Annotated in this window: 13 protein-coding genes, 1 other RNA gene and 1 other annotated feature; of the genes, 2 read left to right on the top strand and 12 right to left on the bottom strand. The window is 48.2% G+C overall.

Annotated features, from left to right (window positions below):
* Nucleotides 1–47 precede the first annotated feature (47 nt).
* Nucleotides 48–1,187 carry a cysteine desulfurase family protein gene (locus MHI30_RS14705; RefSeq protein WP_016885536.1) on the bottom strand — a complete coding sequence of 380 codons (1,140 nt, stop codon included), beginning with the start codon at nucleotides 1,185–1,187 and terminating at the stop codon, nucleotides 48–50.
* Between the two features lie 20 nt (nucleotides 1,188–1,207).
* Nucleotides 1,208–1,624, bottom strand: coding sequence for a cysteine metabolism transcriptional regulator CymR (gene cymR / locus MHI30_RS14710; RefSeq protein ID WP_023855382.1), 417 nt, complete (start codon nucleotides 1,622–1,624; stop codon nucleotides 1,208–1,210).
* Nucleotides 1,625–1,999: 375 nt separating this feature from the next.
* Here cymR and MHI30_RS14715 point away from each other — a divergent pair, with 375 nt between their 5' ends.
* The gene (locus MHI30_RS14715) at nucleotides 2,000–3,265 is read left to right on the top strand and encodes a replication-associated recombination protein A (RefSeq protein WP_048350766.1); all 1,266 of its coding nucleotides are present in this window, start codon (nucleotides 2,000–2,002) and stop codon (nucleotides 3,263–3,265) included.
* Between the two features lie 141 nt (nucleotides 3,266–3,406).
* Here MHI30_RS14715 and MHI30_RS14720 read toward each other — a convergent pair whose 3' ends face one another.
* The 5 genes from MHI30_RS14720 to MHI30_RS14740 form a co-directional block, all read right to left on the bottom strand.
* Nucleotides 3,407–4,171 (bottom strand): tRNA threonylcarbamoyladenosine dehydratase, encoded by a 765-nt coding sequence (locus tag MHI30_RS14720; RefSeq protein WP_020452405.1) that lies wholly within the window; start codon nucleotides 4,169–4,171, stop codon nucleotides 3,407–3,409.
* Between the two features lie 154 nt (nucleotides 4,172–4,325).
* Nucleotides 4,326–4,522, bottom strand: a non-coding RNA gene (gene ssrS / locus MHI30_RS14725) — 6S RNA.
* Nucleotides 4,523–4,590: 68 nt separating this feature from the next.
* The gene (gene aspS / locus MHI30_RS14730; RefSeq protein WP_057957844.1) at nucleotides 4,591–6,369 is read right to left on the bottom strand and encodes an aspartate--tRNA ligase; all 1,779 of its coding nucleotides are present in this window, start codon (nucleotides 6,367–6,369) and stop codon (nucleotides 4,591–4,593) included.
* 14 nt (nucleotides 6,370–6,383) lie between these two features.
* Nucleotides 6,384–7,658, bottom strand: a complete 1,275-nt coding sequence (gene hisS / locus MHI30_RS14735) for a histidine--tRNA ligase (protein WP_020452407.1) — start codon at nucleotides 7,656–7,658, stop codon at nucleotides 6,384–6,386.
* 80 nt (nucleotides 7,659–7,738) lie between these two features.
* Nucleotides 7,739–7,978 (bottom strand) — a binding site (T-box leader).
* Between the two features lie 54 nt (nucleotides 7,979–8,032).
* The gene (locus tag MHI30_RS14740; RefSeq protein ID WP_162009190.1) at nucleotides 8,033–8,197 is read right to left on the bottom strand and encodes a YrzK family protein; all 165 of its coding nucleotides are present in this window, start codon (nucleotides 8,195–8,197) and stop codon (nucleotides 8,033–8,035) included.
* A gap of 142 nt (nucleotides 8,198–8,339) precedes the next feature.
* On the opposite strand from MHI30_RS14740, the gene MHI30_RS14745 reads away from it, so the two are divergent.
* The gene (locus MHI30_RS14745; protein ID WP_048349915.1) at nucleotides 8,340–9,911 is read left to right on the top strand and encodes an SH3 domain-containing protein; all 1,572 of its coding nucleotides are present in this window, start codon (nucleotides 8,340–8,342) and stop codon (nucleotides 9,909–9,911) included.
* A gap of 29 nt (nucleotides 9,912–9,940) precedes the next feature.
* Here MHI30_RS14745 and dtd read toward each other — a convergent pair whose 3' ends face one another.
* The 5 genes from dtd to MHI30_RS14770 form a co-directional block, all read right to left on the bottom strand.
* Nucleotides 9,941–10,384 carry a D-aminoacyl-tRNA deacylase gene (gene dtd / locus MHI30_RS14750; protein WP_048349914.1) on the bottom strand — a complete coding sequence of 148 codons (444 nt, stop codon included), beginning with the start codon at nucleotides 10,382–10,384 and terminating at the stop codon, nucleotides 9,941–9,943.
* Nucleotides 10,385–10,397: 13 nt separating this feature from the next.
* Nucleotides 10,398–12,599 (bottom strand): bifunctional (p)ppGpp synthetase/guanosine-3',5'-bis(diphosphate) 3'-pyrophosphohydrolase, encoded by a 2,202-nt coding sequence (locus tag MHI30_RS14755; RefSeq protein WP_023855390.1) that lies wholly within the window; start codon nucleotides 12,597–12,599, stop codon nucleotides 10,398–10,400.
* 169 nt (nucleotides 12,600–12,768) lie between these two features.
* Nucleotides 12,769–13,281, bottom strand: coding sequence for an adenine phosphoribosyltransferase (locus MHI30_RS14760; RefSeq protein ID WP_020452411.1), 513 nt, complete (start codon nucleotides 13,279–13,281; stop codon nucleotides 12,769–12,771).
* A 17-nt stretch (nucleotides 13,282–13,298) separates the two neighbouring features.
* Nucleotides 13,299–15,647, bottom strand: coding sequence for a single-stranded-DNA-specific exonuclease RecJ (recJ, locus tag MHI30_RS14765; RefSeq protein ID WP_075752053.1), 2,349 nt, complete (start codon nucleotides 15,645–15,647; stop codon nucleotides 13,299–13,301).
* 71 nt (nucleotides 15,648–15,718) lie between these two features.
* Nucleotides 15,719–16,012 (bottom strand): lipopolysaccharide assembly protein LapA domain-containing protein, encoded by a 294-nt coding sequence (locus MHI30_RS14770; protein ID WP_017474367.1) that lies wholly within the window; start codon nucleotides 16,010–16,012, stop codon nucleotides 15,719–15,721.
* Nucleotides 16,013–16,119 lie beyond the last annotated feature (107 nt).

A 16,119-nucleotide genomic window follows, 5' to 3' on the forward strand; every position in this document is an offset into this window, starting at 1 on the left:
TTCGGGCAAGATGCGAATCTTTAGCTCGGAGCATCGTTTCCCGACATTTATGAAAGGCGCTTAACAATTGTCGCAAGTTCTTTCGCGGCCCGCTCCACCTGCTCCTCTGTATTGCCAAAGCCGAAGCTGATCCGTATGGATGACGTCAGCCGATCATCTTCCTCGCCAAACATGGCGGAGAGAACATGAGACGGAAGCACAGATCCGGCCGTGCACGCCGATCCGCTCGATACTGCAATTCCCGCCATATCGAGATTGACGAGCAGCGATTCAACAGATACTCCCGGAAAATACAGATTTAAAATATGCGGCAGGCTGTGCTCTCTGCTGCCGTTCACATCGAAGGAGACGCCATCTGCTTCCAGCGTACGAATGACGATGTCTTTAAACCGGCGGTAAAGCGCCGATTTTTCTTCTCTTTCCTGACCTGACAGCAAAACGGCTTCACCGAGCCCCGCGATTCCCGGGACATTTTCCGTTCCCGCCCGGCGTTTGCGTTCCTGCTCTCCTCCGAAAAGCAGCTGGCTGAGCTTCACGTTTTCGTTGACGTATAAAAAGCCTGTCCCCTTCGGCCCGTTCAGTTTATGTCCGGAGACTGACATCATATCGATGCGGCTTTTTTGCACATCAATCGGCAAAAAGCCGAAGGCTTGAACCGCATCTGTATGAAACAGCGCCCGATGGTCTTTTAGCAGATCGCCGATCTCATCTATCGGCTGAATCGTTCCCACTTCATTATTTCCATACATTACCGTCACCAGGATGGTATCGTCCCGCAGCGCGTCTTTCACCTGCTCGGCGGAGATTCTTCCGCTTTCGTCGACATCAAGATATGTGACGTCAAATCCCATTTCTTCAAGCCTGTTGCACGTATGCAGAACGGCGTGGTGCTCGATCTTTGTCGTGATGATGTGGCGGCCCTGCTGCTCTCTTGCCAGCGCGGTTCCGAGAATCGCCATATTGTCGGCTTCGGTTCCCCCGCTCGTAAAAACGATTTCATTGGGATGCGCTCCGATTTCCCGAGCGATCAGCTCCCTCGTGCCGTCAAGCCATTTTCGGCTCTCCCTCCCAAAGGAATGAATGCTTGAAGGGTTTCCGAAGTTTTCTGTTAAGTAAGGCAGCATTTTTTCCACTACCCGGGGGTCAGTCGGAGAAGTCGCTGCATGGTCTAAGTAAATCCGTTCCATCCTACCATTACACCTCGATCTTAAATGTAAAACATATACGCTTCTTGCTCGCCCTCTGTATAGCTGGCCAAGTCTTCAAGCGTCGTGGAGTCCAGCACTTCCTTGACAGCGTCGCGAATCTTGATCCACAGCTCGCGCTTTGCCGGCTCCTCATTTTCAAGCACTTCCACCGGGCTGATCGGTCCTTCCAGAACGCGAATGATATCGCCCGCCGTAATCGCCTCAGGCTCGTCACCCAAAATATAGCCGCCGTACGCGCCGCGGATGCTTTTCACAAGCCCTGCGTTCCGTAAAGGTGAAACAAGCTGTTCCAAATAATGTTCCGATAAATCGTTTGTCTGAGCAATACTTTTCAAAGAAGTCGGGCCTTCCCCATGCTTTTTAGCAAGCTCAATCATAATCGTCAGCCCGTATCTGCCTTTAGTTGATATTTTCAAAATAAACACCTCTAACCTATAATAAATCAAGCCTTCAGGACGAAGGTTCTCGGCGTTCCTCGCAGAAGGTGAAAGCGCGCAGCCGAGTCCCGTTCGGACGCAAAGGCGCCCGGCACATCCTATCAAGGCATTAGCCGTTCTCCAAGATGAAACACCGGTGCAAGCCGGCTGTCGGTTTCAAACATCTGTTATATATTAAAAACTCGGTTGGGGCAAGGTTCCGGCCTTGCCCTTCTGATAGATTACAGGTTATTATAGCACACTTTATATAAACTTTCATTTTCGGCCCTATATTCAGCTTGCCATATTCATTTCTTTTCTAATCGTCTTTTTTCCGTTACTCTATAAAAAGAATACATTCGGGAGAGATCAATCATGAAACCACTCGCATTTCGAATGCGCCCTACAAAAATCGAAGAGGTTCTCGGCCAGGATCATCTGGTCGGAGAAGGAAAGATCATTCATCGGATGGTGCAGGCCAAACACCTCTCATCTATGATTCTGTACGGCCCCCCGGGCATCGGCAAAACGTCGATCGCCACGGCGATTGCCCGCAGCACAAGCATCGCTTTCCGAAAGCTGAACGCTGTCATCAATAATAAAAAGGACATGGAAGCCGTTGCCGCCGAAGCCAAAATGTCGGGGCAGGTCATCTTAATCCTTGATGAGGTGCACCGGCTTGACAAAGGCAAGCAGGACTTTCTCCTTCCGTATTTGGAAAACGGCATGATTATCATGATCGGGGCGACGACAGCCAACCCGTACCATGCGATCAATCCGGCGATCAGAAGCAGAACGCAGATTTTCGAGCTGCAGCCATTAGACTCTGAACAAATCAAAGCGGCCATTAAACGGGCGCTTGAGGATGAACACAGAGGCCTCGGTTCGTATGATGTTGCCCTCGATGATGAAGCGCTTGACCATATGGCCCGCGGCTGCGGCGGCGATGTCCGCTCCGCTTTGAATGCACTCGAGCTTGCCGTATTGTCCACAAAGGAAAACAGCGAAGGAACCATCCGCATTACATTGGAAATCGCAGAAGAATGCCTGCAGAAAAAAAGCTTTGTCCACGACAAAGATGGAGACGCGCATTATGATGTCATTTCCGCTTTCCAAAAATCGATCAGAGGCTCTGATGTCAATGCTGCACTTCATTATCTGGCAAGGCTCATTGAAGCGGGGGATTTGGAAAGCCTTGCACGGAGGCTGCTTGTTATCGCCTATGAAGATGTCGGCCTGGCGAGTCCGCAGGCTGGAGGAAGAACGCTTCAAGCTATTCAAACGGCGGAACGAATCGGATTTCCGGAGGCAAGGATTCCGCTCGCCAACGCCGTGATCGAGCTTTGCCTGTCTCCTAAATCAAACTCGGCGATCCTTGCGGTTGACGAAGCGCTGTCAGACGTCCGCTCCGGAAAGATCGGCGATGTGCCGAACCATTTAAAAGACGCCCATTATAAAGGAGCCGCAGAGCTTGGCAGAGGCATCGAATACAAATATCCGCACAATTACGAGAACGGCTGGGTCAAACAGCAGTACCTGCCTGATCCGCTGAAAAACAAAGTTTACTATCAGCCGAAGCAGACAGGAAAATTTGAGCTCGCGCTGAAACAAGTATATGACAAGCTAATGAAACAAAAATAACAAACAGCCTGTTCCCTTTTCATATGGGGGACAGGCTGTTTTTCCTTACGCTAAGCTTTAAAGAATGACAAAATCCCAAAACGGCTTTTAGTTTTGGGATTTTGTCAACAATCTTAAACGACAGCACCTTTGCCGTTTGTATTACTTATCTTTCACCCTTTTGATCGGAATATCTTTCAAAAGCTCCATGATCACATGGCCGCCCATGATCAAGCCTGCGACTGACGGAACAAAAGCGTTTGAAGACGGCGGCATCTGGGCTTTGCGGATTTTCGCCTCGTCATTTCCAACGACTTGGCGTACGTCTTCGCGGATCACGATCGGGCTTTCGTCAGAAAAGACGACTTTAACGCCTTTCGTAATGCCTTCCTTGCGAAGCCTCGTCCGGATGACTTTTGCAATCGGATCGGTGTGGGTTTTAGAAATATCGGCCACTTGGAACCTTGTCGGATCTGTTTTATTGGCCGCTCCCATGCTTGAAATGATGTTGATGTCCCGCTTCAGGCACTCTTTCATTAAGTGAATTTTATAATGAATCGTGTCTGACGCGTCGATCACATAATCCGGTTCATAAGCAAAAAACTGTTCATACGTCTCTTCGGTATAGAACATTTTTAAAGCGATGACATCGCACTCCGGGTTAATATCGGCGATTCTCGCTTTCATTAAGTCAACTTTCGGCTGTCCGACCGTTGAAAGTAAAGCCGGCAGCTGACGGTTGACATTGGTGATGTCAACATCATCTTTATCGACCATCACGATTCTGCCGACACCAGAACGGGCGAGCGCTTCCGCGGCGAAAGAGCCGACCCCGCCGACGCCTAAAACGGCGACCGTGCTGTTTTTTAAAATATTTAAACCTTCTTTTCCAATCGCTAATTCATTGCGCGAAAACTGATGTAACAAGAATCTCACTCCATCTTTATTAACAGTTACCGATAGTATCTTATCATAATCGGGTGATTAAACAAGCGGTCTATTTCATTTTCCCGTCATATTTTTTCGCTTCGCCTCATAGATTATCCTATGTATGGCCGAAAAAGGCCTTTTCAAGCACAAAAAAAGTCCCGATTGTGCCGTTGTCGTATTCCTTCGTTTTGATCCCGCTCTCGGCAGGTGGGTGTTCTGTTCCAAACTTTGCAAGTCCTCTTGAGCACACGAGTGAGAAGAGGCATTTGCTCCATTTGGAAACGTCGAACTCCCAAGTAAAAAAATGTTCGGTCAAAACTAGGTGTACAACAAACACATCAGGACTTTATTTGTTAAAAATGATATCATACGTCCCTTTGATTTTCAATGGGATGTACAGCCGTATATTTTACAATTTACTGTCGAACTTTGCGGTTGATTGACAGGTGCAGCTCATCGAGCTGGGCGCTGTCCACTTCGCTAGGTGCTTCCATCAACAGACAGCTTGCGCTTGCCGTTTTCGGGAATGCGATCGTATCTCTCAGGTTGGTGCGGCCGCTGAGCAGCATCACAAGCCGGTCAAGGCCGAGCGCGATTCCGCCGTGCGGGGGAGCCCCGTATTCAAATGCTTCAAGCAGGAAGCCGAACTGTTCTTTCGTCTCTTCCTCAGATAAGCCCAAAAGCGCAAACATTTTCTCCTGAACATCTTTTTCAAAAATACGGATCGATCCGCCGCCCAGCTCATAGCCGTTTAAGACAAGATCATAGGCTTGCGCTTTCATGTCTTCCGGATTCGTGTCGACCAGATCAAGGTCTTCCCGGACAGGCATCGTGAACGGGTGGTGCGCCGCATAGAAACGTCCTTCTTCTGAATCATACTCAAGAAGCGGCCAATCAACGACCCATAAAAAGTTGAACAAGCTTTCATCGATCAGATTCAATTCTTTTCCGAGCTTTAAGCGCAGCGCGCCGAGCGCGTCATTGGCGACTTCCAGCCGGTCTGCGACAAAGAGGATGAGGTCCCCTTCCTTGGCGTCAAGCGCTTCAATGAGCGCCTGCTGTTTTTCGCCCTGGAAGAACTTCGCAATCGGACCTTTCAGTCCGTCCGCTTCAGCTTTCAGCCATGCCAGCCCTTTCGCCCCGTAGTTTGCGGCGAATTCGCCGAGTGCGTCAATGTCTTTCCGCGAATATTTAGATGCAGCGCCTTTAACGTTTATCGCTTTAACCGCGCCTCCGTTTGCCACAGCTGACGCAAACACTTTAAAATCGGAATCCTTTACGCTTTCTGATACATCGGTCAACAGCATGTCAAAGCGGGTATCCGGTTTGTCGGATCCGTAAAGGTTCATCGCATCCTGATATGACATTCTCGGCAGCGGCAGAGAAATGTCCACACCGTGCGTTTCGAGCATGACTTTCGCCATCATTTCTTCAGCGAGCTTCATGATGTCTTCCTGGCTCATAAATGACATTTCGATATCGATCTGCGTAAATTCCGGCTGGCGGTCGGCGCGTAAATCTTCGTCCCTGAAGCAGCGGGCGATTTGATAATAGCGGTCAAAGCCGGATACCATCAACAGCTGCTTGAAAAGCTGCGGAGACTGCGGCAGCGCGTAAAATTCGCCTTCATGGACGCGGCTCGGTACGAGATAGTCGCGCGCTCCTTCAGGCGTTTTTTTTGTCAACACTGGTGTTTCAATATCGATAAAGCCGTTGTCGTCAAGGAAGCTGCGGACAGCTTTTGTAACATTATGCCGCATTTTTAAGGTGTTGAACATCTCCGGACGGCGCAAGTCGAGATAGCGGTGCTTCAACCTGATGTCTTCAGACACTTCTGAAGCCTGGTCGCTGATCGCAAAAGGCGGCGTTTTGGCCGCACTCAGCACATTGACCGATTCCGCCTGGATTTCGATTCTTCCGGTTTTCAAGTTCGGATTGACTGTTGCTTCTTCACGGGCAACGACTTTTCCTGTAATGTCAAGCACATATTCGCTGCGGATGCTTTCAGCTGTTTCAAGGGCGTCTTTGGAAACGTCGGGGTTAAATACAACCTGCACAATGCCGGTGCGGTCTCTCAAGTCAATAAAAATCAAGCCTCCGAGATCGCGTCTTTTTTGAACCCATCCTTTTAAAACGATGGATTCTCCGATCGCCTTCTCCGTTATTTCGCCACAATAATATGTTCGTCCAAACAAAGCGGTCCTCTCCTTTAACTTTCAGTGTTTGTTTTCAAGAAACGGATGAATTCATCAAGGCCGATGGCCTGTTGATCTCCTGTTTTCGCATCTTTGACATTTATTTGATTTTGGCTCAGTTCATCCTCGCCCAAAACAGCGATATATTTCGCATTGAGACGGTCGGCGGATTTAAACTGGCCTTTCATTTTTTTCTGTTCATAGTCGATTTCGGCGGAAATCCCTGCTTCTCTCAATTTATAAAGGAGGGATACAGAATAGTCTTTGGCTTTGTCGCCAAGTGTCACGATATAGCAGTCAATGCCTTCATCCGCTCCGACTTTCACATTTTCCGCGTCCAGTGCGGCGAGAAGGCGTTCGATGCTCATCGCAAAGCCGATGCCCGGCGCTTTCGGTCCGCCGAACTCCTCGGTAAGGCCGTCATAGCGCCCTCCGCCAGCAAGCGTCGTAATCGCTCCGAAGCCTTCGGCATTGCTCATGATTTCAAAAGCCGTGTGATTGTAATAGTCAAGCCCTCTCACCAGATTCGGATCGACCTCAAACGCAATGCCGATGTCGGTCAGATATTGCTGCACTTTCGCAAAATAGGCTTTGGATTCTTCATTTAAGTAGTCAAGAATCGAAGGAGCCGTTTTCAGCAGTTCATGATCCCTGTCTTTTTTGCAGTCGAGAATCCGCAGCGGATTTTGCCGGAGCCGTTTTTGACAGTCTGAACAAAACTCGTCGATCCTCGGCTCAAAGTGGCGGATCAGCGCTTCTCTGTGAGCGGTTCGGCTCTCTTTGTCGCCGAGGCTGTTAATGACCAGCTTCAGATTGTTGAGACCCGCTTTCCGGTATACGCTCATCGCCAAGGCAATGACTTCCGCGTCAATCGCCGGGTCGTTCGAACCGATCGCTTCGATGCCGAATTGATAAAATTGGCGGTAGCGGCCTGTCTGCGGCCTTTCATAGCGGAACATCGGTCCGATGTAGTAAAGTTTCGTCGGCTGAACCGGATTAGCAAAAAGTTTGTTTTCCACAAAAGAGCGTACTGCAGATGCAGTGCCTTCAGGACGAAGCGTCAGGCTTCTTCCTTTTTTGTCTGCGAATGTGTACATTTCCTTTTGCACGATATCGGTCGATTCTCCCACCCCGCGGGAAAATAGTTCTGTATGTTCAAAAATAGGCGTCCGGATTTCTTTATATTGATACGCATGACACGTTTCTCTCGCAATCTTTTCGACGTATTGCCAGCGTTCCGATTCTCCTGGGAGAATATCTTGTGTTCCCCTTGGAATATTAAATCCCATTTTTAAATCCTCCTCATGACTTAAATGCTTTTTTTCATTTATGGAAATAAAAAAACCCCCGAACCTACTATAAAACCAATAGTAGGGACGAGAGTTATACCCGTGGTGCCACCCTAGTTGGAACGATCAACCCGTTCCCGCTCATGCCTTTAACGCAGGTTCACGTCCGCCGCCTAATTGCTCGCAAGTTCTGCCGGGCTTTCAGCGGGAAACCTTCGGAGTGTTCATTCGGTCAAGATACCGTGCAGACCGCTTTCAGCCCAGGGCGGTTCCTCTCTTTTCACGTACTCTTGCCTACTATTCTCCATCTTCAGTTCAACTCATATGTACACTAATTTATATTATAATACGAGTGTTAAGTGTGCATGTCAACCCTATTTGCGGTTCTTTTTATTTTGAATTGATTCTTTGGACGCAAGCCCCAGCTCAGTCGCCGTTTCTTCCATAAAGCCGGCCTGCTCCGGGTCCGCATGATCCTTTAGATGCAGATTCGCTTCTTGCTCATGGATCGCTCTGCCCATTCTTTGATTATACCTCACGCAACAACATCCTTTTGATATCTTTTTTCTATAGTATAAACAAATCATTTTCATTTTATTAAAAAAACGGCAAGGAATATACGATATAGAAGAAGAAGTAGTGTTCCAAGTTTTTTACCGAAAGGAGGAGATGGGTAACAATATGAAAAAAAGAACAGTATTGATCCTATCGATGATGCTGGCAGCACAAGCAGCCTTTTATACATCGTCAAACACAGCTTCTGCAGCCATCGGGGAAGCCGTGATTGCCACCGATGAAATCAATGTCAGGAGCGGGCCCGGACTGAGCCATGAAATCGTCAGCGTCGTCAGCCGGAATGAAAGCTATCCGATCCTCGAAGAGCGCGGGGATTGGGTCCAGATCCAGCTGAACGGCGGACAAAAAGGATGGGTCGTATCCTGGCTGATCAAGAAAAAAAGCCAAGTTTCCAACGGCTCTGATTCAGCGGCGGGAAAAGTCACATCTTCCGAAGCAAACCTGAGAATCAGAAAAGGCCCCGGCACTTCATATGAAGTCCAAGGCGTATTCCCTGAAGGAGAACAGGCTGACCTGCTAAAGACCGACGGAAAATGGATGAAGATTTCCTACCAGAACATCACTGGCTGGGTCCATTCAGACTATGTCAATCAAGGTTCAGGAGCAAAACAGTCTCAATCGTCTTCATCACATGCTTCATCAACAAAATCAGGAACGGTCGGCGTATCCACCTTAAATGTCAGAAGCACAGCTTCCCATCAAGGACGGATTATTGCGTCGCTCCAACGGAATGCAAGTGTGACGATTTTAAACGAACAGCACGGCTGGTATGAAATCGAATTTAATGGTCAAAAGGGCTGGGTCGCAAGCCACTATATTCTCGAAGGAACCAAACAGAAAAGCGGAACTTCGGAAACAAGCAGCGGCTCCGTGTCAAAACAGCAGGCCACCATCGTGTATGAAGGTACAAATGTTAGAAGCGGGCCTTCGACATCCTCAGCGATCGTCAAGCGCGCAGGGAAAGGCGAGTCTTACCCGATCGTCTCTGCAAAAGGCGACTGGTATGAAATCAAACTGTCAAACGGCGATTCCGCCTATGTGGCAAACTGGGTCGTTCAGACTGCTGACCAGTCTGGCTCAGCCGGAGATTCGAAAAGCGCAGCTCCGCCTTTGGCAAAGCGGTCGAGCTCGAGCGGCACAATCAAAAACAAAACGGTGGTCATCGATGCCGGACACGGCGGACATGACAGCGGGACAATCGGAACGCAAGGGACGCTGGAAAAACGGCTGACCATCAAAACGGCAACGCTTCTTGCCGCGAAACTGAGAGCCGATGGCGTCAATGTCTATATGACGCGGAATGACGATTCTTTCGTCAGCCTTCAGTCGCGGGTCGCGACCTCTCACTACCGAAACGCCGACGCTTTTATCAGCATTCATTATGATAGTTTTGCAAACGCGTCCGTAAGGGGAAATACCGCCTATTACTACAGCCCTTCAAAAGACCGGAAGCTCGCAGCAGACGTGCAGTCCGAGATCGAAAAACACTCGCCTCTGCCAAGCCGCGGCGTATTATTCGGGGACTACTTCGTATTAAGAGAAAATAAACAGCCGGCCGCATTGTTTGAACTCGGCTACTTGAGCCACCCTCAAGAAGAAGCGGTTGTCAGCACGAATGCTTACAGAGAAAGAGTGACAGACGGCATCAGAAGCGGCCTGGAAAACTATTTTGACTAATTTAAAAAAGCTCCCAATTGGGAGCTTTTTCAAGCTTTAGAATCCATAATAAAGGTGACGGGGCCCGAATTTGTCAGCTTGACATCCATCATTTCGCCAAATCTTCCCGTTTCGACAGCGACCCCTTTTGCGCGAAGCATGCTGTTCCACTCCTCGTACAATTGAAGCGCCTGATCGGGCTTTGCCGCTTTTGTAAAATTCGGCCGTCTCCCTTTTTTCGTGTCGCCGTACAAGGTAAACTGAGATACCGATAAAACGGAGCCTCCGACATCTAAAAGCGACAGGTTCATCTTTTCGCCTTCATCTTCAAAAATTCGCAGATTGACTAGCTTTTCCGCCAAATATGCGGCATCTTCGCTCGTATCTTCCTGCGTCACGCCGACAAGCACCATCAAGCCGAGACCGATTTGACCGACAGTCTCGCCTCCTACCGAAACGCTTGCATCTGTGACGCGCTGAACAACTAATCTCATGACCCTTTTCCTCCTAATTCATCACCCTGCGCACGGAGTAAATATCTTTGATCTGTTTGATCCGTTCAACCACTTTATGCAAATGATTAATATTTTGAATGAAGATGGCCATATGGATCGTCGCCACTTTATTGCGATCAGATTTACCTGATACAGATGAAATATTTGTTTTTGTCTCATTAACGGCCTGAAGAACTTCATTAAGAAGGCCGCGGCGGTCATAGCCGAGAATTTCGATTTCGACGTTATATTCTTTTCTCCGCTGCGTCTGCGGCTCATGCTCCCATTCTACTTGAATCAGCCGGTCGAGTGCTTCATTTGTTAAAACATTCGGGCAGTCCTCGCGATGGACAGATACACCACGGCCTTTTGTAATGAATCCGACGATCGGATCTCCCGGAACGGGGTTGCAGCATTTTGACAGTCTGATCAGAAGGTTGTCAACGCCTTTGACGCGAACACCCGCTTCGCGCTTTTTCCCTTGGTAAGGTTTCGGTTCAGGCGTTACGTCTTGAACGCTTTTCACCTGTTCTTCCTGATCTCTGATTTTCCGTTCTTTTTCCGTCAGACGGTTTGCAACTTGAGCGGCTGTAATGCCGTTATAGCCGACTGCGGCATACATGTCTTCTTCATTGGCAAAATTGAATTTGTCGGCGACTTTCTGCAGATTCTCGACTGTTAAGACGTCCTTCACTTCAAAGTCCAGGTTTTTAATTTCTTTTTCAACCAGTTCTCTGCCTTTTTCGACGTTTTCCTCTCTGCGCTGCTTTTTAAAGAACTGGCGGATTTTATGCTTAGCCTGAGATGTCTGCGCAAGGTTGATCCAGTCCTGGCTCGGACCGTACGAATGCTTGGACGTCAGAATTTCTACGATATCCCCTGTGCGCAGCTTGTAATCAAGCGTGACCATTTTGCCGTTTACTTTCGCCCCGATCGTTTTATTGCCTATTTCTGAATGGATCCGGTACGAAAAGTCGATCGGCACGGAGCCTGACGGCAATTCAATGACGTCCCCTTTCGGCGTAAAAACGAACACCATGTCGGAAAACAAATCGATTTTTAGAGACTCCATAAATTCTTCGGCATCGCTCGACTCATTTTGAAATTCCAAAATTTCACGGAACCAGGAGAGCTTTTTATCAAAGCTTGAATCTTCATTGACATTTTTGCCTTCTTTGTAAGCCCAGTGGGCCGCGATTCCGTATTCCGCAATTTCGTGCATTTCAAACGTCCTGATCTGGACTTCCAGCGGATCCCCCTTCGGACCGATGACGGTGGTATGGAGCGACTGGTACATGTTCGGCTTCGGCATTGCGATATAGTCTTTAAATCTGCCCGGCATCGGCTTCCAGCATGTATGAATGATGCCTAGAACCGCGTAGCAGTCCTTGATGCTGTTGACGAGGATCCGGACTGCGAGCAAGTCGTAAATTTCGTTGAATTGCTTGTTTTGCATCGCCATTTTTCTGTAGATGCTGTAAATATGCTTCGGCCGTCCGGAAAAGTCCGCTTTAATATTAACCTCTTCGACGCGGCTTTTCACTTCGTTTACGACCTCTTCGACGTACAATTCCCTTTCGGCCCGCTTTTTCTTCATCAAATTGACGATCCGGTAATATTGCTGCGGATTTAAATAGCGCAAAGCGGTATCCTCAAGCTCCCACTTTATTTTTGAAATCCCAAGGCGATGAGCCAGCGGAGCAAATATTTCAAGCGTCTCATTTGAAATTCTGCGCTGCTTTTCCTGCGGCAGGTGCTTCAGGGTTCTCATGTTGTGAAGGCGGTCCGCCAGCTTGATCAAAATGACGCGGATGTCCTGAGCCATAGCCACAAACATTTTCCGATGATTTTCTGCCTGCTGTTCTTCCTGTGATTTATATTTAATTTTCCCAAGCTTCGTGACGCCGTCGACAAGCATCGCAACTTCTTCGTTGAATGCTTCCTTTAAATCTTCAAGCGTTACACTCGTATCTTCCACCACATCATGGAGAAATCCTCCCGCTATTGTGGCGGGGTCCATTTCCAAATCGACGAGGATACCCGCGACCTGGATCGGATGGATAATATACGGCTCGCCCGATTTGCGGTATTGTTCGCGATGTGCGTCTTCCGCGTACTGATAAGCCTTTTTTATAAAAGCAACATGTTCATCGGAAAGGTAACTTTTCGCCTTCTCAATGACTTGCTCAGCGGTTAATACTTGTTCGTTCGCCATGGAATCACCTTTTTTATAATTGAAAACTGTATTGTAATTATTATCAAGAAAAATGTCACAGATGTAAAGAGAAGAAATTCAAAAGGACTTTTGCCGGCCCCGGAATACTATATGAATAGGAAAAAAAGCACCCGCTTTTGATGAGTGCTTTTTATAGTATAAATTTTGTTTAGTATTGCATCAAGGTTAAAATATCATATCCGTCCAGTTTATTTCTTCCTTCAAGATATGTCAGCTCGATCAGGAAAGCGATTCCGGCTACGATGCCGCCGAGCTCTTCAACCAGCTTGATCGTTGCTTCGATCGTCCCGCCAGTTGCAAGCAGGTCGTCAGTGATCAAGACGCGCTGCCCCGGTTTAATGGCATCTTTATGGATGGTCAGGACATCTTTTCCATATTCCAATCCGTAGTCGACTTTGATGACTTCGCGCGGCAATTTGCCTTCTTTGCGGACAGGCGCAAATCCTACCCCAAGCGAATATGCGACAGGGCAGCCGATGATAAATCCTCTCGCTTCAGGTCCCACGACAAGATCGATCTCTTTTTCTTTCGCATACGTTACAATTTGATCTGTCGCATAGCGATAGACGTCGCCTTTGTCCATCAATGTTGTAATATCTTTAAATTGTACGCCTTCCTTCGGGTAATCCGGCACAATTGTCACATACTTCTTCAAATCCATCTGTCTTCATGTCCTCCTCATACTTTATAAGCGACGGCGTTTTCCGCCATCCGCTTATCCAGCCACTGTTTAAGCTCATCCGCCGAAGAATAAATGAGCTTTTGCTCCAATTCAATCAGGCGCTGTTTTTCCCGGTAGGTTTCAGAATCTGTCAGATCACGCCTTTCGGCATGATAAACAACAGATAAAACACCATTCTCTATTGTAACAAAACCGAGCTCAAAAAACACCTTTGTCATGAAATCAATTGTGTCTTTTGTCCAGCCTTTATGTCTGGCAAGCTCCCCGCCGTATTTCGGCAAGTCAAAAGAACCTCTTTTCAGGAGGAAAGCATAGTACCATTTAAAGTATTCCCTTGTTGGAAATGTTGAGAAAAAATGTTCATCTGATTGATAAAAAATCAGATAAATGCGCTCCAGTTTTTTGCCTTTTATCACTTGGTCAAAGATGTCGAGCGACGGCGGAATATCTATAAATACCGCATAGCGGCTCTCAAGGTCGAGACGCTCTGCCTCTTCAGGGCCGCTGATGACGGTCAGCTCTTCTTCAAGGCCTGTCCCCGCAAGCTTCGCTTTTGTTTCCTCGCGGAAGCAGATGCACGCCCGTTTTGCAGGGTCCAGCTGCAATATTTTTTCTTCCCATGACCGTTTTCCCCGCAGATCAAACAGCTGCCATTCATTGACGGCCGCATCTTTGATCATCAGCTGCGGTTTTTTTCTGTTGTTCCACTCGTTAATCGACAGTTCCCCGACAATCGAAATCTTTGCTCCAGGAACGATCCCGTCTTCGATGGCGCCTTTATAAAATCCGATGCAATCGAGCTTGTTCCCGTCGTCTGCAAGCACAAGCTTCAAATGATTCTTGTTGGCGCCGATTTTTTTGGCGTCATCAATTTTTACGTCGCTGACAAGAACGAACGGCTTCGGGTTTCCCGTGCCGAACGGCGCCAGCAAGTTCATTTCGGCAATGCTGTCAACCGATATATCTTCGAGCCGGCAGCACAAATCGACGTCTTGGACGGGGATAAAATCTGCCTCGGTCAGAACCGCTTCAGCCTGACGGTTGATTCTCTCCCTCAGAGCCGAAACGTCTTCCAGGTTGAGCGTCATTCCGGCTGCCATCGGGTGGCCGCCGAAGTGCGGGAGAATATCCCGGCACTCGGAAAGGTTTTGAAATAAATCAAATCCTTTGATGCTGCGCGCAGATCCTTTGGCAATTCCTTTTTCTTCATCGACGCCAAGGACGATGGCGGGCCTGTAAAACCGCTCGACAAGCTTTGAAGCCACGATTCCCACGACGCCAGGATTCCAGCCCGGCCGCGCTACGACGATCACAGGCTGGTCAAGGCCTTCCTCCTCGATCATCTGAACGGCTTCCTCTGTCATCTGATTGACGATTTTTTGGCGCTCCTTGTTCAAGGCGTTGATGTCCTCAGCAAGCTCTTCCGCTTCTCTTTCGTCTTCTGTGTTCAGGAGGTAAACGGCCGGGTCAGCCTGTTCAATTCTGCCGACCGCGTTTAAGCGGGGCGCGATTTGAAAACCGATGGTCTCTTCATCCGCGTTATGTATCTCCGCTCCGGCAATTTTCGCCAGCGCTTTTAATCCTGGACGCTTCGTTTTCCTGAACTGTTCCATGCCGCGCTTGGCTATCTGCCTGTTTTCATCATGAAGCGGCACAAGATCGGCAATCGTACCGATCGCACAAAGGTCGAGCAAATCTTCCGGAAGCTCTCCGTTCAAGGCATGGGCAAGCTTAAATGCCACACCGACGCCGGCAAGCTCTTTAAATGGATAGCCGCAGCCCGGCTGTTTCGGATGAATGATCGCATAAGCATCCGGCAAAACGGGACCCGGCTCATGGTGATCCGTAATGATCAGGTCGATGCCGAGCTCTTTAGCGACTTCAGCTTCATGAACGCCGGCAATGCCTGTGTCAACTGTAATGATCAATGAATAGCCTGATTCTTTGATCCCGCGAAAGGCCGCTTCATTCGGACCGTACCCTTCTTTAAAGCGGTCAGGTATATAAAAATCGGCTTGTGCTGAACATTTTTTCAACATTTGCAAAAGGACAGTCGTGCTTGTCACACCGTCCGCATCATAATCGCCGTAAATCATAATCTTTTCTTGATCTGAAATTGCCTGTTTGATTCGCCGTACAGCTTTTTCCATATCTTTCAGCAGATAAGGATCGTGAAAACGTGCATCATTGCCATATAAAAATGAAGATGCTTTGTCGGCTGTATCGTAACCTCTCATGACAAGCAATGAGGCGGCAAGGGGAGTAATGCCTAACCTTCCGGCGAGCTGCTCCACCTTTTCTTTGTCGGGCGTTTGCACGTCCCAACGCATTTTTGACGCTAACATAAATTCACCCCTCAACCACACTATTATACTAGAGCGGCATGAGGGGATTCAATTTATTTCGTACAATCTTTCTAGTCTTTCTGATTTTCGGGCGCCGCCGGTTCGGCTTCGAGTTCAGGATGCTTTGCCCGTTCTTCTTTCTTGAGCGCCTTGAGCTCTTTTTTCAGCCGCATGATCTGGAAAGCGCCGGCCGAGCCGATGATAAACGCCCCCATCAATACCGACACCAAAATCACCAGGATCAAAGGCCATTCTGCTGTACCAAAAAGAAAATCAACCTTCACCGGTTCAACATTAATGACCGCGAAAACAGCAACAATTAATGTAAAAATAAGTGCAGCAATTAACGTCCATTGTTTGTTCATGAGATACTCTCTCCATTCGCGTCGTTTTCTAGCGTTATTTTCCCGCTCTGCTCCAATTTTAAACAAAAAGAAGATCGATAGAAAGCCGCCAAAACAACTTTTTTTCT

Source organism: Bacillus sp. FSL L8-0528, from assembly GCF_038593085.1.
In the GTDB taxonomy this organism is placed as follows: domain Bacteria; phylum Bacillota; class Bacilli; order Bacillales; family Bacillaceae; genus Bacillus; species Bacillus paralicheniformis.